The sequence below is a fragment of the Mesorhizobium sp. P2_D6 genome (genome assembly GCF_056404315.1).
Genome location: NZ_JBFUEG010000011.1, coordinates 83,623 through 103,471 on the forward strand (window position 1 = coordinate 83,623; position 19,849 = coordinate 103,471).

General features: G+C 64.3%; 14 protein-coding genes. 11 read left to right on the plus strand and 3 right to left on the minus strand.

Annotation, left to right across the window (positions count from 1 at the left end):
* The first annotated feature begins 3 nt into the window (after nucleotides 1–3).
* The 8 genes from icmH to AC1D1L_RS22540 are packed head-to-tail and all read left to right on the plus strand — an operon-like array spanning nucleotide 4 to nucleotide 9,278.
* Entirely contained in the window at nucleotides 4–1,335 is a 1,332-nt protein-coding gene (icmH, locus tag AC1D1L_RS22505) for a type IVB secretion system protein IcmH/DotU (protein ID WP_477343648.1), read from the plus strand.
* A gap of 1 nt (nucleotide 1,336) precedes the next feature.
* Nucleotides 1,337–4,876, plus strand: coding sequence for a type VI secretion system membrane subunit TssM (gene tssM, locus AC1D1L_RS22510; RefSeq protein ID WP_477343649.1), 3,540 nt, complete (start codon nucleotides 1,337–1,339; stop codon nucleotides 4,874–4,876).
* Nucleotides 4,858–5,400, plus strand: coding sequence for a type VI secretion system-associated protein TagF (tagF, locus tag AC1D1L_RS22515; RefSeq protein WP_477343650.1), 543 nt, complete (start codon nucleotides 4,858–4,860; stop codon nucleotides 5,398–5,400). Before tssM (AC1D1L_RS22510) ends, tagF begins: the two co-directional genes overlap by 19 nt.
* A gap of 2 nt (nucleotides 5,401–5,402) precedes the next feature.
* Nucleotides 5,403–6,251 (plus strand): DUF4150 domain-containing protein, encoded by an 849-nt coding sequence (locus AC1D1L_RS22520; protein WP_477343651.1) that lies wholly within the window; start codon nucleotides 5,403–5,405, stop codon nucleotides 6,249–6,251.
* Nucleotides 6,252–6,262: 11 nt separating this feature from the next.
* Nucleotides 6,263–6,655, plus strand: coding sequence for a hypothetical protein (locus tag AC1D1L_RS22525; protein WP_477343652.1), 393 nt, complete (start codon nucleotides 6,263–6,265; stop codon nucleotides 6,653–6,655).
* Complete coding sequence (locus tag AC1D1L_RS22530) at nucleotides 6,655–7,146, plus strand: hypothetical protein (RefSeq protein ID WP_477343653.1); 492 nt, start codon at nucleotides 6,655–6,657, stop codon at nucleotides 7,144–7,146. Before AC1D1L_RS22525 ends, AC1D1L_RS22530 begins: the two co-directional genes overlap by 1 nt.
* A gap of 3 nt (nucleotides 7,147–7,149) precedes the next feature.
* The gene (locus AC1D1L_RS22535) at nucleotides 7,150–8,238 is read left to right on the plus strand and encodes a DUF2169 family type VI secretion system accessory protein (protein WP_477343654.1); all 1,089 of its coding nucleotides are present in this window, start codon (nucleotides 7,150–7,152) and stop codon (nucleotides 8,236–8,238) included.
* Nucleotides 8,226–9,278, plus strand: coding sequence for a hypothetical protein (locus AC1D1L_RS22540; protein ID WP_477343655.1), 1,053 nt, complete (start codon nucleotides 8,226–8,228; stop codon nucleotides 9,276–9,278). The genes AC1D1L_RS22535 and AC1D1L_RS22540 overlap by 13 nt, the downstream gene beginning before the upstream one ends.
* 30 nt (nucleotides 9,279–9,308) lie before the next feature.
* Here AC1D1L_RS22540 and AC1D1L_RS22545 read toward each other — a convergent pair whose 3' ends face one another.
* Genes AC1D1L_RS22545 through AC1D1L_RS22555 form a run of 3 tightly spaced genes read right to left on the minus strand, consistent with a single transcriptional unit; the run spans nucleotide 9,309 to nucleotide 13,249 of the window.
* Complete coding sequence (locus AC1D1L_RS22545; protein WP_477343656.1) at nucleotides 9,309–10,472, minus strand: hypothetical protein; 1,164 nt, start codon at nucleotides 10,470–10,472, stop codon at nucleotides 9,309–9,311.
* A gap of 7 nt (nucleotides 10,473–10,479) precedes the next feature.
* Nucleotides 10,480–10,914 carry a DUF6484 domain-containing protein gene (locus tag AC1D1L_RS22550; RefSeq protein ID WP_477343657.1) on the minus strand — a complete coding sequence of 145 codons (435 nt, stop codon included), beginning with the start codon at nucleotides 10,912–10,914 and terminating at the stop codon, nucleotides 10,480–10,482.
* 1 nt (nucleotide 10,915) lies between these two features.
* Entirely contained in the window at nucleotides 10,916–13,249 is a 2,334-nt protein-coding gene (locus tag AC1D1L_RS22555; RefSeq protein WP_477343658.1) for a type VI secretion system Vgr family protein, read from the minus strand.
* 259 nt (nucleotides 13,250–13,508) lie between these two features.
* Between AC1D1L_RS22555 and tagH the strand changes: the two genes are divergently transcribed.
* The 3 genes from tagH (at nucleotide 13,509) to tssM (AC1D1L_RS22570) (ending at nucleotide 19,822) form a co-directional block, all read left to right on the plus strand.
* The gene (gene tagH, locus AC1D1L_RS22560; protein ID WP_352589079.1) at nucleotides 13,509–14,534 is read left to right on the plus strand and encodes a type VI secretion system-associated FHA domain protein TagH; all 1,026 of its coding nucleotides are present in this window, start codon (nucleotides 13,509–13,511) and stop codon (nucleotides 14,532–14,534) included.
* Between the two features lie 240 nt (nucleotides 14,535–14,774).
* The gene (gene tssL / locus AC1D1L_RS22565) at nucleotides 14,775–16,307 is read left to right on the plus strand and encodes a type VI secretion system protein TssL, long form (RefSeq protein WP_477343659.1); all 1,533 of its coding nucleotides are present in this window, start codon (nucleotides 14,775–14,777) and stop codon (nucleotides 16,305–16,307) included.
* The gene (gene tssM / locus AC1D1L_RS22570) at nucleotides 16,304–19,822 is read left to right on the plus strand and encodes a type VI secretion system membrane subunit TssM (RefSeq protein WP_477343661.1); all 3,519 of its coding nucleotides are present in this window, start codon (nucleotides 16,304–16,306) and stop codon (nucleotides 19,820–19,822) included. Before tssL ends, tssM (AC1D1L_RS22570) begins: the two co-directional genes overlap by 4 nt.
* Nucleotides 19,823–19,849: the final 27 nt, after the last annotated feature.

Genomic DNA, 19,849 nt, shown 5'->3' on the forward strand with positions numbered 1-19,849 from the left:
ATGATGAGCAGGGACGATCCATTCGGACTGTCCGAGGATCGGGAGCGCACGCGCATCCGCCTGAGCGGAGCGCCGACGCCGCGCGCCATGCCGCTGCCGGCGTCGGGCGTCACCGCGAAGCCCTCGTCGCGCGCGCATCCGAATGCGCTTGTCAACGCGTTCTCGCCGCTGCTCGAATTTGCGCCCGAACTGGAAAATGCGCTGCCGCCGGAAAATCCGGAAGCGCTGCGCACAAGGCTGCTCGAAGAGCTCGTGCGCTGCCGCGACGCCACTATGGCGCAAGGATCGTCGCTCGAGCGCGCCGACCAGGCCGCCTGGCTGGTGGCGGCGCTGCTCGATGATCTGGCGTTGAACACGCCTTGGGGCGGCGCCAGCGCCTGGCCGCACCAGCCGCTGGTGGTGATGCTGCGCGGTGACGTCGACGCAGGCGCGCAATTCTTCGCCCGCCTCGAAGACCTCGAGCGCCATCCCAACCGCGACCGCGAAATGCTGGAGCTGCAGTATCACTGCATGGCGCTGGGCTTTCGCGGCAAATACCGCGTTCCCGGCCGCTCCGGCGACCGCTCGCTCAATGCCGTCCGGGTGGCGGCGGCGCGTTTCCTGCGCGACAGCGACGCCGAAGGCGCACCACTGTCGCCCAACTGGAAGGGCGTGATCGCGTCCGACGAACCGCAGCGTTTCATCGTGCCGATCTGGGTGATGGCGGTGGCCGCCGCGGTGATCGCGACCGCCATCCATATTGGCCTGTCGATGGGGCTGAGCAGCCAGGCGGTCGAGCTTTCGGCGCTGGTGCGCGCGCTGCCGCCGCCGACGCGGGCCGATGTCACGCGCGCGGCACCCAAGGCCGACGCTCCGCCACCTCTGCCGGTTGCCGTCGACTACGCGCTGCTACCGGAATTCCAGAAGGCAGCGCCAGCGGAAACGAGCAAGGCGCTGAGCGGCACGGAGAGCGTCTCGCTGGCCAAGCTCGTTATCCAGGCTTCCAGCCCCGAACTCTTCCAATCGTCGCGTCCGACACTCACCCAGGGCTATGAGCCCCTGATCGAGTCCATCGCCAAGGTGATCCTCGACAACAAGGACCTGATCGGAAAGATCACCGTCGTTGGCCATACCGACAATGTGCGCCTGCAAAAGTCCAACCCGCTTGCCAGCAACCAGCGCCTGTCGGAAGCCCGCGCCGAAACCATAGCCGAGCTTCTGATACAGGCCGGCGTGCCGAAGGAGAGCATATCTTCCGAAGGCCGCGCCGAAAGCGATCCGGTGGCCGACAACTCCACGCGGGAAGGCCGTGCGCTCAACCGCCGCGTTGAAGTGCTGGTCGAGAAGAGGCTGTGACATGTTCATCCTGCGCTTCCTCTGGGCGGTCCTGACCTCGCGTTTCCTGTGGACGCTGATCGGCCTGGCGCTGCTGTCGCTGATCATCTGGGTGTTCGGCCCGATCGTGCGTGTCGGCGACTATGTGCCGATGGCGTCGGAGACGGTGCGCATCGTCATCATCGCGCTGCTGGTGATCTTCTGGCTGATCTGGCTGATCGTCGCCCAGCGCCGGGCGATCCGCGCCAACCGCATGTTCGTCGCAGAGATCGCCGCACCCGTCGAGGAAAAGCGGCTCAGCCCCGGCGAGGAAAACGTCGCCGCGGTCGGCGCCAAATTCCAGGACGTCATGGTCGAGCTGAAGCGGCGCAAGCTCGGTGGCCGCAAATTCCTGCGCGAAATGCCGTGGTATGTGATCGTCGGCCCGCCGGCGACCGGCAAGACGACGGCGCTGCGCCAGTCCGGCCTCAACTTTCCGATCGACCTGACCGACGATCTGCAAGGGGTCGGCGGCACCCGCAACTGCGACTGGTTCTTCTCCGAAAACGCGGTGATGATCGACACCGCCGGCCGCTATGTCCAGCAGGAAAGCCAGCCCGATGTCGACGCCGCCGAATGGCTGGGCTTCCTCGACCTGTTGAAGAAGCACCGCGGCCGCCGTGCGCTGAACGGCGTCATCGTCGCGCTCGGCATCGATGCGCTGTCGGAAGGCGACGAAGCCGTCAAGGCGCATGGCCGCAAGATCCGCAGGCGCCTGGCCGAGCTTGAGGAACGGCTGGAAATCCGCTTGCCGATCTATCTCATGCTGACCAAGGCCGATCTGATCAGAGGCTTCGAGGCCTTCTTCGGTGGCCTGTCGACGCAGGCGCGAGAACAGGTGTGGGGGACGACCTTCCCGCTCAACGCGCGCGTCGACGCCAAGACGATTGCGGGCGAAATCTCGACGCTGTCGAGGGAGCTGGAAAAGCGGCTGGTGCCGCGGCTGGAAGACGAAGACAAGCTCACTGAGCGGGCCGAGATCTTCCGCTTTCCCGCACAGCTGCAAAGCCTGTCCGAGCCGATCCAGGCGCTGGTCGAGGCGATGTTCGGCGAGAGCCGCTACGAGGAAGCCGCCTGGCTGCGCGGCGTCTATCTGACCTCGGCGACCCAGGAAGGCGCGCCGATCGACCGGCTGACCGCTGCACTCGCCTCTTCCTTCGGCCTGCCGGCGCGGCGCTCGGTGCCGGCGCAGCGTTTTGAAAAGCGCAGCTTCTTCCTGAAGAACCTTCTGACCGAAGTGATCTTCAAGGAGGCCGGGCTCGGCACGTTCGATCCGCTGGCGCAGCGCCGCCGTAGCTGGATCTGGCGCGGTGCCGCCGCCGCCTGCGCGGCCGCCGCCATCCTGGCCGGCTCGCTGTTCACCTGGTCCTTCTACGACAACCGCAATGCGATTGCCGCGCAGGCCGGCCAGTTCGAGGCGCTGCAGGCGCCGCTGACCTCGACCGCCACAACGCCTGCCTCGGTGCAGCAGCCGGCGATGGACGTTGCCCTCAACGCCATGGACGAGGTCGCCAATGCCAGGACTGCGCCTCCCGAGAAGGCGCAGGATCTGCTCGGGCCATCGGCTTCCGCCGAGCTGATGCGGGCGCAGACCGATACCTACGATCACGCTTTGCGCAACGTTCTCGAGCCACGCATGGTGGCGCTGCTCGAAGCGACGATGTGGCGGCAGATCCGCGATCCGGATTTCATGCTGGGCGCGCTCAAGACCTACCGCATGATGACCGGCCTGTCGCAGATGGATTCGGATTTCGTGCAGAATTGGTGGGTGAACGACCTGCCCGAATTCGCACCGGCCGCCCCCTTCCCGACCGCCGATGCTGAAGAACACCAGCTGGCCGCGATCCGCCGCATGGCGGTCGATGACAGCTACATCGCGCCCGACCAGGCGCTGGTCGCCGAAGCGTTGAAGACGGTCTGCACGATCTCGCTGCCGGCGCGCGCCTACAAGCAATTGCTGGCCGATCCGGCGGTGGCCGGATTGAAGGAATGGATCCCCGCCAATTTCGCCGGCCCGAACGGCGCCAAGGTGTTTTCGCGACGCTCCGACAAGACGCTGCGCGTCGGCATATCAGGCGCCTTCACCTATGACGGTTTCCACGATGCGATCCTCGACCGGGTCGAGGATGTCGCCGCGCAGGCTGCCCTCGATCGCGCGGTGTTTGCCGGCGGCTGCTCGGAAAATTCCGAGACCTCGGTCTCGGCGCTGTCGGAAGACATCCTCAAGCTCTACTACGACGACTACATCGCGCAGTGGGACAGTTTCCTGCGCGACATGCGGCTGGCGCCGCTGAGCGACCTCAACATTGCCTCAGAGAATCTGAAGGACCTGTCGAGCGCCGATTCCGCGCTGAAGCGGCTGCTGACGGCGGTGGTCCAGGAGGTCGATCTTACCCGCTCCGACGAGGCGCCGGCGACCGACGACAAGGCGGCGGCGAAGGGCGGCTCGAAGCTTCTGGGCAAGCTCGGCAAGCTGGGCAAGATCGTCAAGACCGGCGCCAAGCTTTTGCCGCGCGCCGGCTCGGCCAGCGAAGTCGACCTGACCGGCACGCTGGTGGCCGAACACTTCAAGCCGCTCAAGAGCACGATTGCCGAGGTCGACGGCCAGCCGCCGGCGCTCGATGCCGCGGTGGTGGCACTGACGGCGCTGTCCAATGTGCTGCAGACGGTCACCGCCAATCCCGACCCGCAGGACGCGATCAAGAAACAGGGCGGCCTTGCCGAGCTGACCGGCGCCGTTGCCCGGCAGGCGCAGATCCTGCCCGACCCCGTCAACACCTGGCTGAGCGGCATTGCCGGCGACACCAGCGGGCTGACGCAGAAGGCCGTGGCTTCCGAGCTCAACGCCATCTGGCGCGCCGACATCCTGCCCTTCTGCCAGGCCGCGCTCAACGACCGCTATCCGTTCAGCCCCGACAGTGCCGTCGACGTCAACGTGCGCGACTTCGCCCGCCTGTTCGGACCGGCAGGCATGATCGACGGCTTCATCAACGACCATCTGATCAGCTATGTCGACACCTCGGCGCAGCCGTGGAAATGGCGCGCCGATTTCGGCCTCGACCCGTCCGCACTCGCCGCCTTCGAACAGGCCAGGCGCATCCGCGACGATCTTTTCCCTGGCGGCCAGGGCCCGGTGATGGCCTTCACGCTCGAGCCGACCGACCTGTCGCCCAATGTCACCCGCGTGACGCTCAATCTCGACGGCCAGAACCTCGTCTATTTCAACAATGCGACGCGGCCGCAGCCGATGACCTGGCCCGGCAAGGATGGCACCGGCGTCATCTCGCTCGCCTTCCAGCCGATCGACGGCTCGCCCGAAATCATGCTCAACGAGACCGGCAGCTGGGCGTGGCTGAGGATGCTGCGCGGCGGCCGCTTCACCGGCACCTCGCTGTCCGACGTCTACAGCCTGCGGCTGGGGACGAAAGGCATGTACGCCGACTTCAAGCTCAAGGCGGCGAGCGTCGAAAATCCCTACAACCTCCAGATGTTCAAGAAATTCTCATGTCCGCCGCAGATCTGATCACTGGATTTTTCGGCAAGATACCGGCGACCGGGGATTTCGTCGCCGCGAACCTGCCGCGACCCTTCATCGACCGCTGGGACCGGTGGATGTCGATGGAGTTGCGCGAGAGGCCAGACGAGGGTGAGGACCTCGACGACCGAGTCTGGCGCTTCGTCGTCCAGGGCGCGATTTTTGGCGAACAACCCTGCGCCGGCGCCTGGCGCATGAGCCAGGACCGTGTCGGACGCCGCTATCCGTTCGCTGTTGTGGGCGTTGGCGCGATACCGGAGGCAACGGATCCATGGTTCCAGGGCATGGCGAACATCGCCGACCTGACTGTGAAGGAATATTGGGACCCGCAGTATGTCGCGTCGCGCCTGCGGGCGCTGGAACCGCCAAGAGAGTTCTCCACAATGAAGCGCATAGTCTTCTGGACGGATGACTGGGAGGTGCGTGAACTTGCCTTCGCTGACATTCATGACCTCGCGGACAACGCCCTGCCGGCGATGCGAGCGGCGCGTGCCGTGCCGCAGGAGTTCTGACCATGGGTCTCAGCGTCTATGCCGAGAAGATGGGCTTTTTCCACAAGGGCAGCAACGGCCAAGGCATCGCGCCCGGCGATGTCTGTCTCTCGCCGCCATCCCCGCCCGCTGGCCCGGTTCCGGTGCCCTACGTCAATATGCTGTCATCGTCCGATCTGACCAAGGGCACCAAGAGCGTCAAGATCGATGGCGAGCCGACAGCAATCGAGAATGCGTCGGAAATCGCGACCAGCACAGGCAACGAGCCGGCCACCCAAGGCCTAGGCGCGGGAGTCATAACCCATAAGATCAAGGGGAAGGGCGTCTTCAAGCTGTGGTCGTTCACGGTAAAGGCGGAAGGCAAGGGCGTCGACCGTCATGGCGACATGATGGACCAAAACACCGCAAGCGACCCGCCGCCCAATTGCGTCAATGTCGCCGCGTTTAACGCATTCCTCGCGTACCTGATGGACAATTATGTTCTGGGTCCATGTCCAGCCAACCCGAAGTTTGAGCGGACCGAAAAGCGAACGGCTGCCCAGCGGGACAAGGTGAACGGCAAAGAATGTTGGCAGTGCAAACAGGACAGCGGAACGAGCAACACCACTTGGAAAGCCTCAGAACCGGGGAAGGTAGAGCCGACAGGGCCCGACAAGCCGTTGAAAGACAAGCCGTACATGACCCATGACCATCAGCCGCCGCAGGTTCTGGCTTGGCACATGGGTGGTTGCCACATGGGGCTGGAAGATTTTCAGAAGTATTTCGACACGCCTGAGTCGGTCATGCCCCACTGCAACAAGTGCTCCAACAGCCAAGGCTCGAGGGCCCGCAAATACGCAAAGAACTTTAACGGTAGCGCAGCAGCGCTGTGAGGGACGCACAAATGACCAACATTGCCGATATCCGTGACCGCTACATCGAAGAACTTCGCGGGGTGTTGCCTACGTTGCAGGCGTGGTGGGACAAGATGGAAGCTGACGAGGGCGAAGTGGTCTGGAAGCGTTGGCCGACCGGCCTGGCCGGGCACCCGCGGGTGCTGGCGATCTTCCGCAAATATTATCTAGAGATTGACGCCGTGGATCGCGAACAATCCATGCCGGAAGAGGAGCCGGTCGAGAAATGGGGCATCGACAGCATGGGCGAGGAAATGGGCTCTGTGCGTCCAGCCAACGTCCTTCTTTTCGACCTTCCGTCATTCGCGCCTGATCTCACAGACGTCACGGAAGGCATCTGCTTTCTACCGATCGCGCTCGACGAGAAAGAGGAGGTGGTCTGATGGCTCCGCTGATCACGCTTTACAGCAACGATCTCGGCACGCGTCGCCTGCTGACGCAGCCGCGCTATGTCGCTCCGCCTGGGGACATACGGGTGGCCCGCGGGTTCGACGAAGCAAGCGCCACGCACCAGACCTTATTTGGCGAGTATTTGGCAGACCTCAAGCACGCCTACGACATAGCGACGTCATGGTGGGCAGGCATCATCGACACGGAGGAAGAGCGACACGGCAGCCGTGAAAAGGCGCTGGAAGAAGCCTTCAACGATCGCGTGGCTGGGGCGGCCTCCAATCCGCACGTTGTCTGGGTCGTGCGTCGCTACTGGCTGAAATGCGTCGCGGTGAACGTCACGGCCGGAGAAGCCGAAGGGGTCGCGGCCGAGACCTTCCTGCTGCAATGGTTGATCGATACTGGCGAGACTGACCTGGCAAAGCTGATCGCCTGCATGCCCTACTGGCCGATCGGCCAGGACGAAAACGGAGCCTGGTGCTGATCCATGACGTTCGCTGTCTGGATCGAGAATCGCACGCCGTTCGTCGCTGGTACCTTTGTCCAGACGAATGCCGATGGCAGCGAGGTGTTCCTCGCCGTTTTCTCGGCCAGCTTCGATATGTCAAAGGATGCGACGCAGTTTCAGCCGGCGGTGGAGCAACTGCCGATAAGCTTCGGCGACGTGCCATTCGGCGACCCTGCCTGCTCGTCAACGCGTTATGAAGGGGAGATCGCGTGGACCAAGCCGGGGATCGACATTATCATGAACGGCCAAGCACACGCGCCGCGCGAGGGGCGCGTGCATGAAATGCAGGTCGGGTTGAAGCTCGCCAGCATCCGCAAGGTGCTGAACGTGACCGGCGATCGCTTCTATGATGCGGGCGGCTATAGCCAGCCACATCCCTTCGCCAGGATGCCGATCATCTACGAGCGCGCTTACGGGGGTACCGACGACAACGGCAGGACCGATCTGCGTAATCCGCTCGGCGTCGGTTTCCATCATGCCCGCTCCGCGGATAAGGCCGTGAAGACGCATGCACCCAATGTCACCTATGCGAATGAGCCTTTCCGTAGCCCATCTGATCAGCCAAGGCCGGCGGGGTTTGGAATAGTTGGCCGCGGCTGGCATCCAAGGTTGCCGTTAGCGGGCACCTACGATCAGGCTTGGATCGACAATCAGTGGCCTCTTCCGCCAAGGGATTTCGATCCACGCCACAATCTCTGCGCGCCCGCCGATCAGCAGTTGCAGCAGCTGAATGAAGGCGAAGAGGTCAGCGTCATCGGCATGACGCCGGATGACCGGTGGAACTTCCGCCTGCCGCGTGTCGTGGCGCCGATCCGCCTTCTTTACGACGACCGGATTGAGGATAGTCCCTTCCGCATCGACACGGTTGTCATCGAGCCGGATCTACGCCGCGTCACGCTCAAGTCGCGCTTGTCTTCGGTCACCAGGCGCAACACGCCAGCGCTCAGGGAGATTGTCTTCGGCCATGTGACGCCGGCCTTCCTCCTCGCGCGACGCAAGCGCAAGGTCTATCTGAACCCGCGCGGCGGCAGCGGCGTTATCGCTGAGAGGGCGACATGGCTGGCCTGAGGGCGCCCATCTACGTCATGGGCGGCGGCGCCGTGACGCCCGCGGGCTTGAATGCACGCCAGACATTGGCGGCAATCCGCGCCAGCCTCTCGGCCTACGAGCAGCACATCCTCGCCGACCCCTTCGGCCGGTTTCAGACCGTCTCCCGCATCCCCTCGCATTATTCACTGCGCCACACGGAGAATACCTGGCTGACCAGCATGGCGGCGCGCGCGGTGGGCGAGGCGCTCGAAAAGGGCGGCGTTGCCGCTGGTACCAGCGCTCTGCTGTTGGTCACGCCGGAGGCATTCCGGGAACATCTGGCCTTCTCGGAGATGCCGGCTAGCGATTTTCTCGCCGGCCTGCAAGACAAGCTGGGCGAAAGTTTCCATCCCACCTCGCGCGTGGTCGACGGGGGCGCGGCGGCCTGCATCGGGCTGCTGGATCAGGCGGCGGACCTTCTCGCAACGCCGGGAGTAGAGCAGGTTCTGCTGGGTGGCGTTGACAGCCTGGTAAACGACAAGGATATCGCCCGTCTTATGGCCGCCAACCGGCTGAAGGCCAAGGATAATGCGCAAGGCCTTGTACCGGGCGAAGGCGCCGCCGTCGTCTGCCTGCGCCGTTCGCCCGGTCGGAATTTGCCCGCCCAATGCGCCATTCACGGCGTCGGCGCTGCGTTGGAGGAAAACTCCGTGCTGTCGGAAAACCACAGCCAGGGCAGGGCATTGGTGGCGGCCTGCCGTGCCGCGATCGAGGGCAAGGGCCCAACTGAGTCTGACATCAAATTCATTGTTAGCAACGACAATGGCGAACGGTATAGCGCCTGGGAAGCCTTGATCGGGCGTGCGCGCTTCTACCGGACGCGCCGCGAGACCTTTCCCATGGCCTATCCCGCGATGACGATGGGCGACATCGGCGCCGGTGCCGGCGCGTTGACACTACTCATTGCCGCTGACAGCTTCGCCAAGGCCTATGCCCCCGGCCGTGTGGCCATGTGCGAAGCCACATCGGAAGCCGGCATGCGCGCCGCCGCGCTTGTGAGCGAGGTCGTCGGCGCCTAATCGCATCTCCCTGCGCACCTGGACGGATATTCACATCCACGCCGGAATCGGGCGTGAACGGCGCCAGTTGGTCAGCGCGATCTCCGCATTGGCAAGCGCACCCCTCATGGCGTCCAGTTTCAGCCGCCGCATCGACTGGAATTTGTCGAGCCTCGTCGGGCCTCGCCCATTGTCCCACCAAGTTTGGGCCTGCGAAGCGGAGGGCAGCGGCGTCGCCCCTATAGTCTCGAACTCCGGCCCGAGCTTGGCCGGGTCCGTGACGAACACGTCGGTGTCGTTAAAGTCAATCTCGATCAGGTCGCGCAGCGCGAGCCCCGCCGCATAAGCGAGTTCCGGCGACCGCATCTTCTCGATCAGCCAGGGCATGATCGCCATGTCACCCAGCAGTCCGCTCGCCGCCACTGCCGCCTCCCGCGTTGCTGCGGAGGATACCAATTGCTGCCACCACTTGCGCGCCGCAATCGACGGCGTGGTGAGCAGCCGGATTTCCATGACGGCTCCCGCAAGCTCTGGGTAGCCGATCAACATCTTGTCGAGCACGGGTTGCGCCAGCCGCGTCTCGCCCAGCAGGCAGGCCGCTACCGCTGCCTCCAGCCGTTCCTCTGCACCACGCGCCTCCAGGCATACCACAACTTCCGCGATCAAATCCCGACGCCGTCGCGCACCCGCAAGCTTCAGCGCCCTGCGGCGCACTTCGGTATCGCGGTCGGTCAGCAACTCCTTGAGCCTAGGCCCGGGATTGACCCCGTGGTGATGCAGCGAGCCGACCCCCAACGCACGCTCCAATGCCACTGCCGAATCCAGCCAGCGCGCAACGAACGGCTTCAACCTGTCCGGCGAGCTGCGCGCAACCGCGCCGGACAGCGCCGATAGCCCGCGCTTCCCGAGCGGCCCCGCGCTCTCAAGGGCAAACTTGATGGCGGGCGCGGATTGCCATTCGAACGCCAGAGCCCCCAACAGAAACAGTTCGGGCGGCTCCTGGTAGTCGGCAAAGCGTGCCGACGCGAGGTCCCACGCCGCCTGGCCGGCCGCGAACAGCCCGTCGAGATTGGCGTCGAGCCGCTGGTCAATGCGGCCGATGTCGAAGGCACCCATCACTGGGCCGTCGATCTCCCGCGCACGACGGTGCCACAGGAACGCTGCATCCTCCACATGCTGCTCGATAATCGCCGGGATCGTCGCAATCCGCTGCATGGACTTCTCAGTTGAGGTGAACAGCTGCACCCCGCACACGGTTCACGCCGCTTGCCTGGCTGCTCAACTGACTGCCTCGGATCGAGATGCGGCCGTTCTTTTCCAGAATGATGGAGGCCAGGCCGCAACGCAGCTCGATGCGCTCCTTGGCGTTCAGCGTCACCGTTTCGCCGTCGCGAACCACCTGCACTTGTTCGGTTGTATGTGTCGGTTCCACGATGCGTCCGACGACCAGAGGGCGGCCTGGATCGCCGCCTTCGAAAAGCAACGCCACCTCCGCGCCTACTGACGAGGAGTCGAGCCTCGCCAGGCTGCGGGCCCTGAGTGCCGTCTCGCCGGGATTGCCGACGAACACCACCAGCGGCGCGGCATCCTCGAAGCCGATCAACAGCCCGATGACGACCCCGTCGATGCGTTCGACCGATTCGTCGCGTCCAGTCATTTCAGTTGTTGAAGACATTGCTACCCTTGATCTTGACGTCGCCGTCAGCTTTGACCTGGACATTGCCGCTGCCTTGGATGCGGATATCCTTGCCCTTGATGGAAATCGTGCCATCCTTTTTCATGTTGATCGAGGCGTCGCCGCATTTGAGGGTAATCTCGTCGCCGGCATCGATCATCAGCTTCTTGCCGACCTTGATCGAACTGTCTTCTGCAACCTGAATGCCGCTGCCCTTGCCGACCTTGAGCGCATGTGCGCCTCCGACATCGGTCGCGTCGTCAGCGGCGATTTTTGCCGACCTGGCTTTGCCGATCTGCGACGACTGCGCACCACCGACAGCGAAACTTTGGTCCGCGGCGACCTTCACGCTCTGGGCGGCGCCAATTATCCAGCTGTCCGTCGCACCTATCGTGTGCGTCTGTCCGGCCCCCACCGTCATCGAGCGCGATGCGCCGATCTGATTCGTCTGGACGGCGCCAACGCTTCGGGTTTCTGCCGCGCCCACTGAATCCACACGCGCGGCGCCGACCGTGATCGTCTGGACGATCGCCACGGTCTGCGTGTGATTGGCGCCGATCGTCTCCGTCGAGTTCGAGCCGATGTTGATCGTCTCATCGACCCCCACCGTCAGTGAGCGGTTCTTGCCCACCGTCTCGGTGTCGTTCGACCCGATATTGGTGGTCTGGTCGACGCCGACCTTGACCGTCTTGTTGTTGCCGACGTCCTCGTCGAGGTTGTGGCCGACGGAGTGCTTGGCGTCGTGGTCGATGCGGTCCGATTGGTCATGCTGCACCGTCTTGTTGCGGTCGTTCTTGATCAGAAGGTGGTGGTCCTTCTGCGCCTGGAAATTGACAAGCTCCGAGCCGGCCTTGTCCTCGAACATCAGCTCGTTGTAGCCGCCACCGCCCTTCGACGAGTTGGACTTCCAGCCCGACTGCGTGGCGTTGCTGGGCAGCCCGTAGGGCGGCATCTGCGAGGCGTTGTAGACCCTGCCGGTGATGATCGGCAGATCCGGATTGCCTTCGATGAAATCGACAATCACTTCCTGGCCGATGCGCGGGATCTGGATGAAGCCCCAGCCGCTGCCGGCCCAGGTCTGCGACACGCGCACGAAGCAAGAGCTCTTCTGGTCCTTCTTGCCCAGGCGGTCCCAGTGGAACTGCACCTTCACCCTAGCATATTTGTCGGTGAAGATCTCCTCGCCGGACGGACCGACGACCGTCGCCGTCTGCGGCCCGCGCATGATCGGCCGCGCCGTGATCCGAGGTGGCCGATAGGCGACTGAAGTCGGCGCCACGCCGAGCACGACCTTGAAATTCTCGCCGTCGGTGTCGACGCCGGCGCGGTAGCCCGGATCGAACAGCCGGTATTCGGCGCTGACCACCAGATACTCCTTGTTCTGGTCGTCGCGCGGAAAGCCGTCGAGCTTGAAGGTGCAGCCGGAGAACAGGCCGCGCACGGTGCCGACGGCGGCAATGCGCATATGCGGCGCCTGGATTTCCTCGCGCCTGATCGCCGCCAGGCTGTCGCCGCGGCCGACTTCCAGATGCGCGCCGGGATGGCGATAGTTCTCTCCGGCGGCCTGCTTGTGGCCGAAGGGCTGCGCCGACTTCGCCATCAGGTCGGCGGCAGGCTTCTCGAAGTCATAGTCGGTGTGGGCATAGGCGCCCGGGCGCACCGCGCTGCCTGGGATCCATTCGGTGATGTATTCGACGTCGCGGCGCGAGCCCTGCCCTTCGAACTGATACAGCACCGTCTCATAACCCGGCGCTGGCTTCAGCTTGCTCATGGCGTCGGCCAGGATCAGTTTGTGCTCGCCCTCGGCGTGCTCGAAGAAGTACATTATGCCTTCGTGCTCGAGCAGCCGCTGCACGAAATCGAGGTCGCTCTCATCGTATTGCACGCAATATTCGCGCGGCGGATAGGATCCCTGCAGGCGCTTTTCGAATTTGGCGATGCCGCCATACTTGGAGAAAATCTCCTCGACGATCTCGACGGCGGTCTTGTCCTGGAAAATGCGGCAGTCGGTGGTGTTGCCGAGGAACCACAGCCACGGCCTGACGACCGCCTCGTAATAGGCCAACCGGTCTTCGATGCGGGTGAGGCGAAACTCGGCGATGAGGCCGCTGAACCAGCGCTTGGGATCGGACTCGCCTTCGATCGAGACAACGCCGCCCAGCATCTTCAGCGGATCGATATCCGCATTGGTGCTGACAAATCCCACGGTGTAGGCAAGACAGCGGCTGATCTCGTCGCGGCCGACGAGATGCGTGAAGGTCAACAGCTCGGCGCCGACCGGCGTCTGCACAAGTGCGGCGCGTTGTTCACTCGGCATGGGTCGTGCCCCTCCTGGACCCTAGTGTGGCAGGTTCGAAGCCCTTCTTGTGTTAACGACCTCACGTTCAGGGACATTTCGCAACTTGCCATCCCAGGCCATGTTGAGCCTACCACAGGTTCCGTGGCAGACCAAAGAGGACAAGCAGTGTTTGCGCCGCTTTCGCCAGTGTGAAACGCCGCTCTCCCGCTGTGCCCGCAAACTGCTAGACTGTCGCATCGGATCAATGGGAACGCCGGCGGTCGACAGGCCATATTGCATGTTCATCAGTCTGCAGATCAGCAATGTCGATGTCCTGCCTGCCGGGCTGCCGCCCGGTTACGCATCGCGCGACCGCAGCTTCGAGATCGGGCGCGAGCACTGCGCCTGGACCTTGCCCGATCCGGACAAATTCATCTCCGGACGGCACTGCGAAATCCGTTATGAAGGCGGCGCTTACTTTCTCTACGACGTCTCTCGCAACGGCACCTTCGTCAACGGCTCGAGCCAGCGCCTGGCTGGCCCGCACCGGCTTGCGCAAGGCGATCGGCTCAGGATCGGGCGCTATATCGTGTCGGTATCGATCGATGACGGGAACGCGGCCTTCGGTGGCCATGGCTCAACGCAACGGCAGATGCCGGTCGCCGGATCCTTTCCGGACCATGTCGCAGCGCCACGGTCACCGACCGCGCCACCGGCTTCGGTCTCCAGCCGGCCACAGCAAGCCGACGAGATCCTGCGCGCGATTGCCGCCGGCGCCGGAATCCCGCCGGAAGTGCTTCTGCTGCGCCAGCCGAATGAGGTGGCAGGCGAGATCGGCGCCGTATTGCGGATCGTCGTCGACGAGCTGGTGCTGCTGTTGAAGGCGCGCGCCGCGGCGAAAGTCCTGGCCAAGACCAGCGATCGCACGATGATCAACGCCGCCGACAACAACCCGCTGAAGTTCGTGCCCGGGACCGACGAAATTCTCGACATCATGTTTGCGCGGCGCAGGGCCGGCTATCTCGACGCCAGGCACAGCATCGAAGACGCCTTCCACGACCTCAAGACGCATGAGTTTGCCACCTTCGCCGCGATGCAGGCGGCGCTGGCGCGGCTGCTCGACGATTTGTCGCCCGAGGCGATCGCCAAGAAACTGCCGCCATCTTCCTTTGCCTCGAAAAAGACGCGCGCCTGGGACGCGCTGGTCGCGACCTGGCGGGCCAAGGAGGAAGCGCACGAAAACGGCCTCCTGGACATATTCCTCACCTATTTCAGCGAAGCCTATGCCAAGGCCGCCAAACAGAAACCGACAGGCAAGAGCTGACCTCCCTGCCGTAAAGCCGATCAAGGGACCGGCCGGCGACCAAAATTGCGCCGGGTTTCAATCGGAACCTTCTGAGACTACGATCACATACGACAATTGAGCACGCGGGTACGGTTGGTCGACCTCGGGGGTCTGCGGCGAATGTCATGTCACGGCGAGATAGCGTCCTGCGGTCTGCGTTCGCGCGGGCGCAGCGCTATGCGTCGCCTGGCCGTGCGGGCGTAGAGGCGGGGATCGGCGATGAGCTCGAAGGACGATCCTTTCGATCCGGCCGGCAAGACCGTCATCCGCCCCAGCCGCGCCAACCCCGGCCGCAAGCAAAAGACCGTTCTCGCCCGCGATGCGCCGGCGCCCGACAGCACCGTGATCGCCCCTGCCAGCATCCCGGAATCGACGGTTTTCGATCCCAACGCCGGCCGCCAGCCGCCACCGCAGGCCGACGTCACGGGGACTGTGATCTATCAAGGCGCGCCTTTCGTCGCAGCGCCCGTCGATCCGTCGTTTCATGGTTCGGCTGGGACGGCAGAGAAAACGCCGTGGGATGTGTTGCTCGGCGCCAGCGACGGCGTCGACTATGGAACGGCCAACCCGATCGTTGCTGCCGCGGCGCCCTTGCTGATGCTGCTTGGGCACCTGCGGCTGGTGGCCGTCGAAAGACAGGCTGAGCCGCTGGCTGCGCATGTCGCCGGCCTGATCGAGGAGTTCGACCGCAAGATCGCCAGGACCGATACCTCGGAAGAGGATGCGCGCATCGCCAGCTATGTGCTTTGCGAAACCGCCGACGATATCATCGCCAACCTGCCCGGCTCCGGCAGGGAGATGTGGGCACAGCACGCCATGCTGTCACGCTTCTTCCAGGTCAAACCCACTGGCGCCGGTTTCTTCCAGGCGCTGAACACAGTGCTGGCGACGCCGGAACCTCACCGCAATCTGATCGAGCTGATGCATGTCTGCCTGTCGCTTGGCTTCGAAGGCCAGTATCGCGGCCAGGCGCGCGAGAGCCTGGAGCGTGTCCGCCGCGACGTCTACGAAACGCTGGCCTATTTCCGCGTCCCCGGTGACGACGACATCTCGCCGCGCTGGCAAGGCCTGTCGCTGACGTCAGCGCAAGGCTCCAGGCGAATTCCGCTCTGGGCCATCGCCGCCGCGACGGCGGCGGTTTTGACAGCAGCCTTTTTCACGCTGCGGGTTCTCATCACCAATGATGGCGAGGCCGTTGCCGGCGAATTGCTGGCGCTCAATCCGGCGACGCCGGTCACCATCGAGCGCGCCGGTTTCGTGCCGCTGACCGAGGAGGTGAAAGTCGTCGCAGCACCAGCGGCGATTGCGCAGGTCGACCGCATCCGCGCCGCGCTGGGCAAGGAGATCGAAGCCGGTGGCGTCAGCGTCGGCACCAAGGGCGATTTCATCGTCGTGGAAATCAGCAACGCACTGCTGTTCCAGTCCGGACGAGCCGACGTCAAACCAGAATTCGAACCCGTGGCCGTCAGCATTGCGGCGGCTCTCAATGCCGAGCGCGGGCCGATCCGGATCGTCGGCCACACCGACAACGTCAAACCGAAGAAGACGAGCGCCTTCAAGTCGAATTTCGACCTCTCCGTCGCCCGCGCCCAGTCGGTCGAAAAGATGATCGCCGCGCATTTCAGCGATCCGACGCGGACAAAGGTCGAGGGCAAGGGCGAGGACGAGCCCATCGCCGACAATGCAACGCCGGAGGGCCGCGCCAAAAACCGCCGTGTCGATGTGATGATCCCGCGGGAGGAGACATTGTGACCGGCTGGCTGCTGCGCATCTTCAGCACGCTCGCGCTGGCCGGCTTTGCCGCCGCGGTCTGGTTCGCGGGCCCGTTGATCCGCTTCGCCGGCGCCCGGCCGCTGGACCCGGTCTGGCTGCGGGCGGTGATCATTGGCGTTGTCGTAGGCACGGCAGTGGTCATTTATGCAGTCAGGTTCTGGCGCAAGCGCAAGGCACAGAAGGCGCTGGAAGCCGCCATGGCCGCCGCCGAGGATGACGGCAGCGATGCAAAGGTGCTGGAAGCCCGCATGAGCGAGGCGGTTGCGACGCTCAGGCAGTCGAGCGGCAAGCGCAATTTCCTCTACGACGTGCCCTGGTACATCGTCATCGGCCCGCCGGGCGCCGGCAAGACCACCGCACTGGTCAATTCCGGGCTGAACTTTCCGCTTGCCGGGTCGGGCCAGGCGCAGCCTGTGGCAGGCGTCGGCGGCACGCGCAATTGCGACTGGTGGTTCACCGACGAGGCGGTGCTGATCGACACGGCCGGGCGCTACACGACGCAGGATTCGCATGCTGGGACAGACAGCAAAAGCTGGCTCGCCTTCCTGTCACTGCTCAAGCGGCATCGGACGCGGCAGCCGATCAATGGCGTCATCCTGGCGATCAGTCTCGCCGACCTGATGGCGGACGGCGAGCAGACGGCCCGTGTCGCCGAGATCCGCAGCCGATTGCAGGAAATCCACGCGGTCCTGAAAGTCCGCTTCCCGGTCTATGTGCTGTTCACCAAGGCGGACCTGGTCTCCGGATTCATGGAGACTTTCGGCGGTTTCGACGAAGCACGCCGGCGCAAAGTGTGGGGCGCAACCTTCCAGACCGCGGAGCGCGGCCTGAACATGGTTGGCGAGGCGCCGGCCGAATTCGACGCGCTGGTGAAGCGCCTGAGCGAAGAGATGAGCGAGCGGCTGCAGGCGGAGACCGATCCCGTCGCCCGTATCGCCATTTTCGACTTCGCTGCGCAACTCGGTGCGCTGAAAGGCCGGATTGTGCATTTCCTCGACGGCGTCTTTGAGCCGACGCGCAAGCAGCTGAACGCGCCCTTGCGCGGTCTCTATTTCTCCTCCGGCACCCAGGAAGGCACACCGATCGACCAACTGCTCGGCAGCATCGGCCGCAGTTTCGGCAAGAACGCCCAGGCGCATCTTTCCGGCACCGGCAAAAGCTTCTTCCTGCACGATCTGTTGAGCCGCGTGATTTTCGCGGAGTCCGGCTGGGTCTCCTATGACAGGGCAGCCGACAGGCGGGCGACCATCGCCCGCTATGCCGGTCTGGCGGCGATCGCGGCCATAGCGGCTGCCGGACTTGGCGTTCTCGGCCTGAGCTTTACGACCAACAAATCGCTGATTGCCGCGACCAGCCAGGCGGCCGGTCAATATCGCGAGACGGCAGCCCCGCTGCTCGCAAGCACGACGGTGTCGGACGCCGACCTCGAAACCGTCATAGGTGCGCTCGATGCGCTGCGCAGCCTGCCGGCCGGCTATGACGCAAAAGACCAGCCGACGCCGGCCAAGGCGACATTCGGCCTCAGCCAGCGTGAGCGTATCCTGTCCGCATCCGAGACCGCCTACCGGCAGGGGCTGGAGCGGATGTTCCGCTCGCGCCTGCTGTTCCAGCTCGAACGCACGATCGAGGCCAGGATGGCCGATCCGATGGCGTTGTACGAGCCGTTGAAGATCTACCTGATGCTGGGCGGCAAGGCGCCGAAAGTGGACGACGAACTGGTCGTCACCTGGCTTAAGCGGGACTGGGAAAAGAACCGCTACCCCGGCGCCCACAATCGCGACGGGCGGGCGCAATTGGAGAAGCATCTGCGCGCCATGCTGGCACTCGACGACGACCAGGATCCCTCGTTCGAGCTCAACCGTTCGCTGGTCGAATCCGCCCAGCGCTCGCTCGGCCGCATGAGCCTTGCCGACCGGGCCACCGCGCTCATCCAGTCGGCCACCTATGCGGCGGCGCTGGACGATTTTTCGGTGTCGCAGCAGGCCGGCCCAGAAGCGCCGGTACTGTTCGAGCGCAATGACGCCAACGACCTGGCCTCGCTTCGCGTCCCCGGTCTCTACACACATGCCGGCTTCGATTTCTATCTGGCGCAGCTCGCCAAGGTGGCGCAGGCGCTGGTCGACGATCAATGGGTGATCGGCAGCGGCGGAGAGCAAGGCGGCTTCGACCAGGAGTTACTCAAGCTCGGCCCCGAGCTTCTCGATCGCTACGGCAAGGGTTTTGCGGCGGCGTGGAACGAGGTTCTCGACAGGTTGAAGTTCAAGGCGATGGCCGCCGACAAACCGCAATATCTGGCGCTGTCCGCGGCCGGCTCGCCGAGCTCGCCGCTCATGCTGCTGTTCGAGGCGATCGCGCGCGAAACGGCTTTGACGCAGGAGCGCAATCCGGCTGCGTCTCAAGACAGCGATCAGGAAGCCGCCGCGCGCGCCAAGGGGCTCGCCCGCATCGGTATCGAGCTTGCCGCGCGCAAATCGCAAAGCCGGGCCGGGACCGCCTTTGTGAGCACGCAGAGCCAGGATCCGGGCGCCAACATCGAAGCCCAGTTCCGGTCCGTTCAGGCTTTGGTGGCCGGCGCACCCGGCCAGCGCCCGCTCGATGCCCTGACCCAGAACTTTCGCGAAATCTATCAAAGCGTACGGCTGGCAGCTGATGTCCCCGCGCAGACGGACCAGGCCAACGCCAATCTGCAGCTGCAGATATCAACGCTGCGCGCCAATGCCTCGCGGCTGCCGAAGGCACTGGCCAGGATGGTGAGCGCGGCGGCGGATGATTTCGAGGGCACTGTCGCCGAAACATCGACCACGCATCTCAATGAAATGCTGGAAGAGACGGTCGGCCGTCCGTGCGAAGAGGTGATTGCCGGGCGCTTCCCCTTCGCCCCTGCCGGCACCGACGATGTAGCGATGGCGGATTTTGCCAGGCTGTTTTCTCCAGGCGGGGTTCTCGACCGGTTCTTCGCGCAGAACCTGGCGTCGCTGGTCGACATGAGCGGCCAGGACTGGGACTGGAAACAGGACACCAAGTTCGGCCGCAATCTGGCGAAATCGACGCTGAGGAACTTCCAGCTTGCGGCACAAATCCGCGCCGCTTTCTTTCCGCTTGGCGGGCCGGTGCCGTCGATCAACATCACCTTCACGCCGCTGTCGCTGCATGGCGATGCCGACATGGCGCTGCTCAACATCGATGGCCAGGTGCTGCAGGCCACCCAGGCCGGCAACACGCCGGGCCTGATCCCATGGCCGGGCAAGACCGGCTCGGCAAGTCTCAGCCTGACGCCGGAGCTGCCGGGGCGCGAGTCGGCAATCAAGTTCGACGGTCCCTGGGCGTTGAAACGATTGCTGGACAAGGGACAGGTCACCGCCAATGGCGACAGTCTCGAAGCGCATTTTGTCATCGGCGGACGAGATGTCGCCTACACGATCAAGACCGGGGAGGACGGCAACCCGTTCACGCTGCCGGCGCTCTCCGCCTTCAGCTGTCCAAAGGCTTTCTGATGGGAAATTGTATGGCAGGATCGGCGG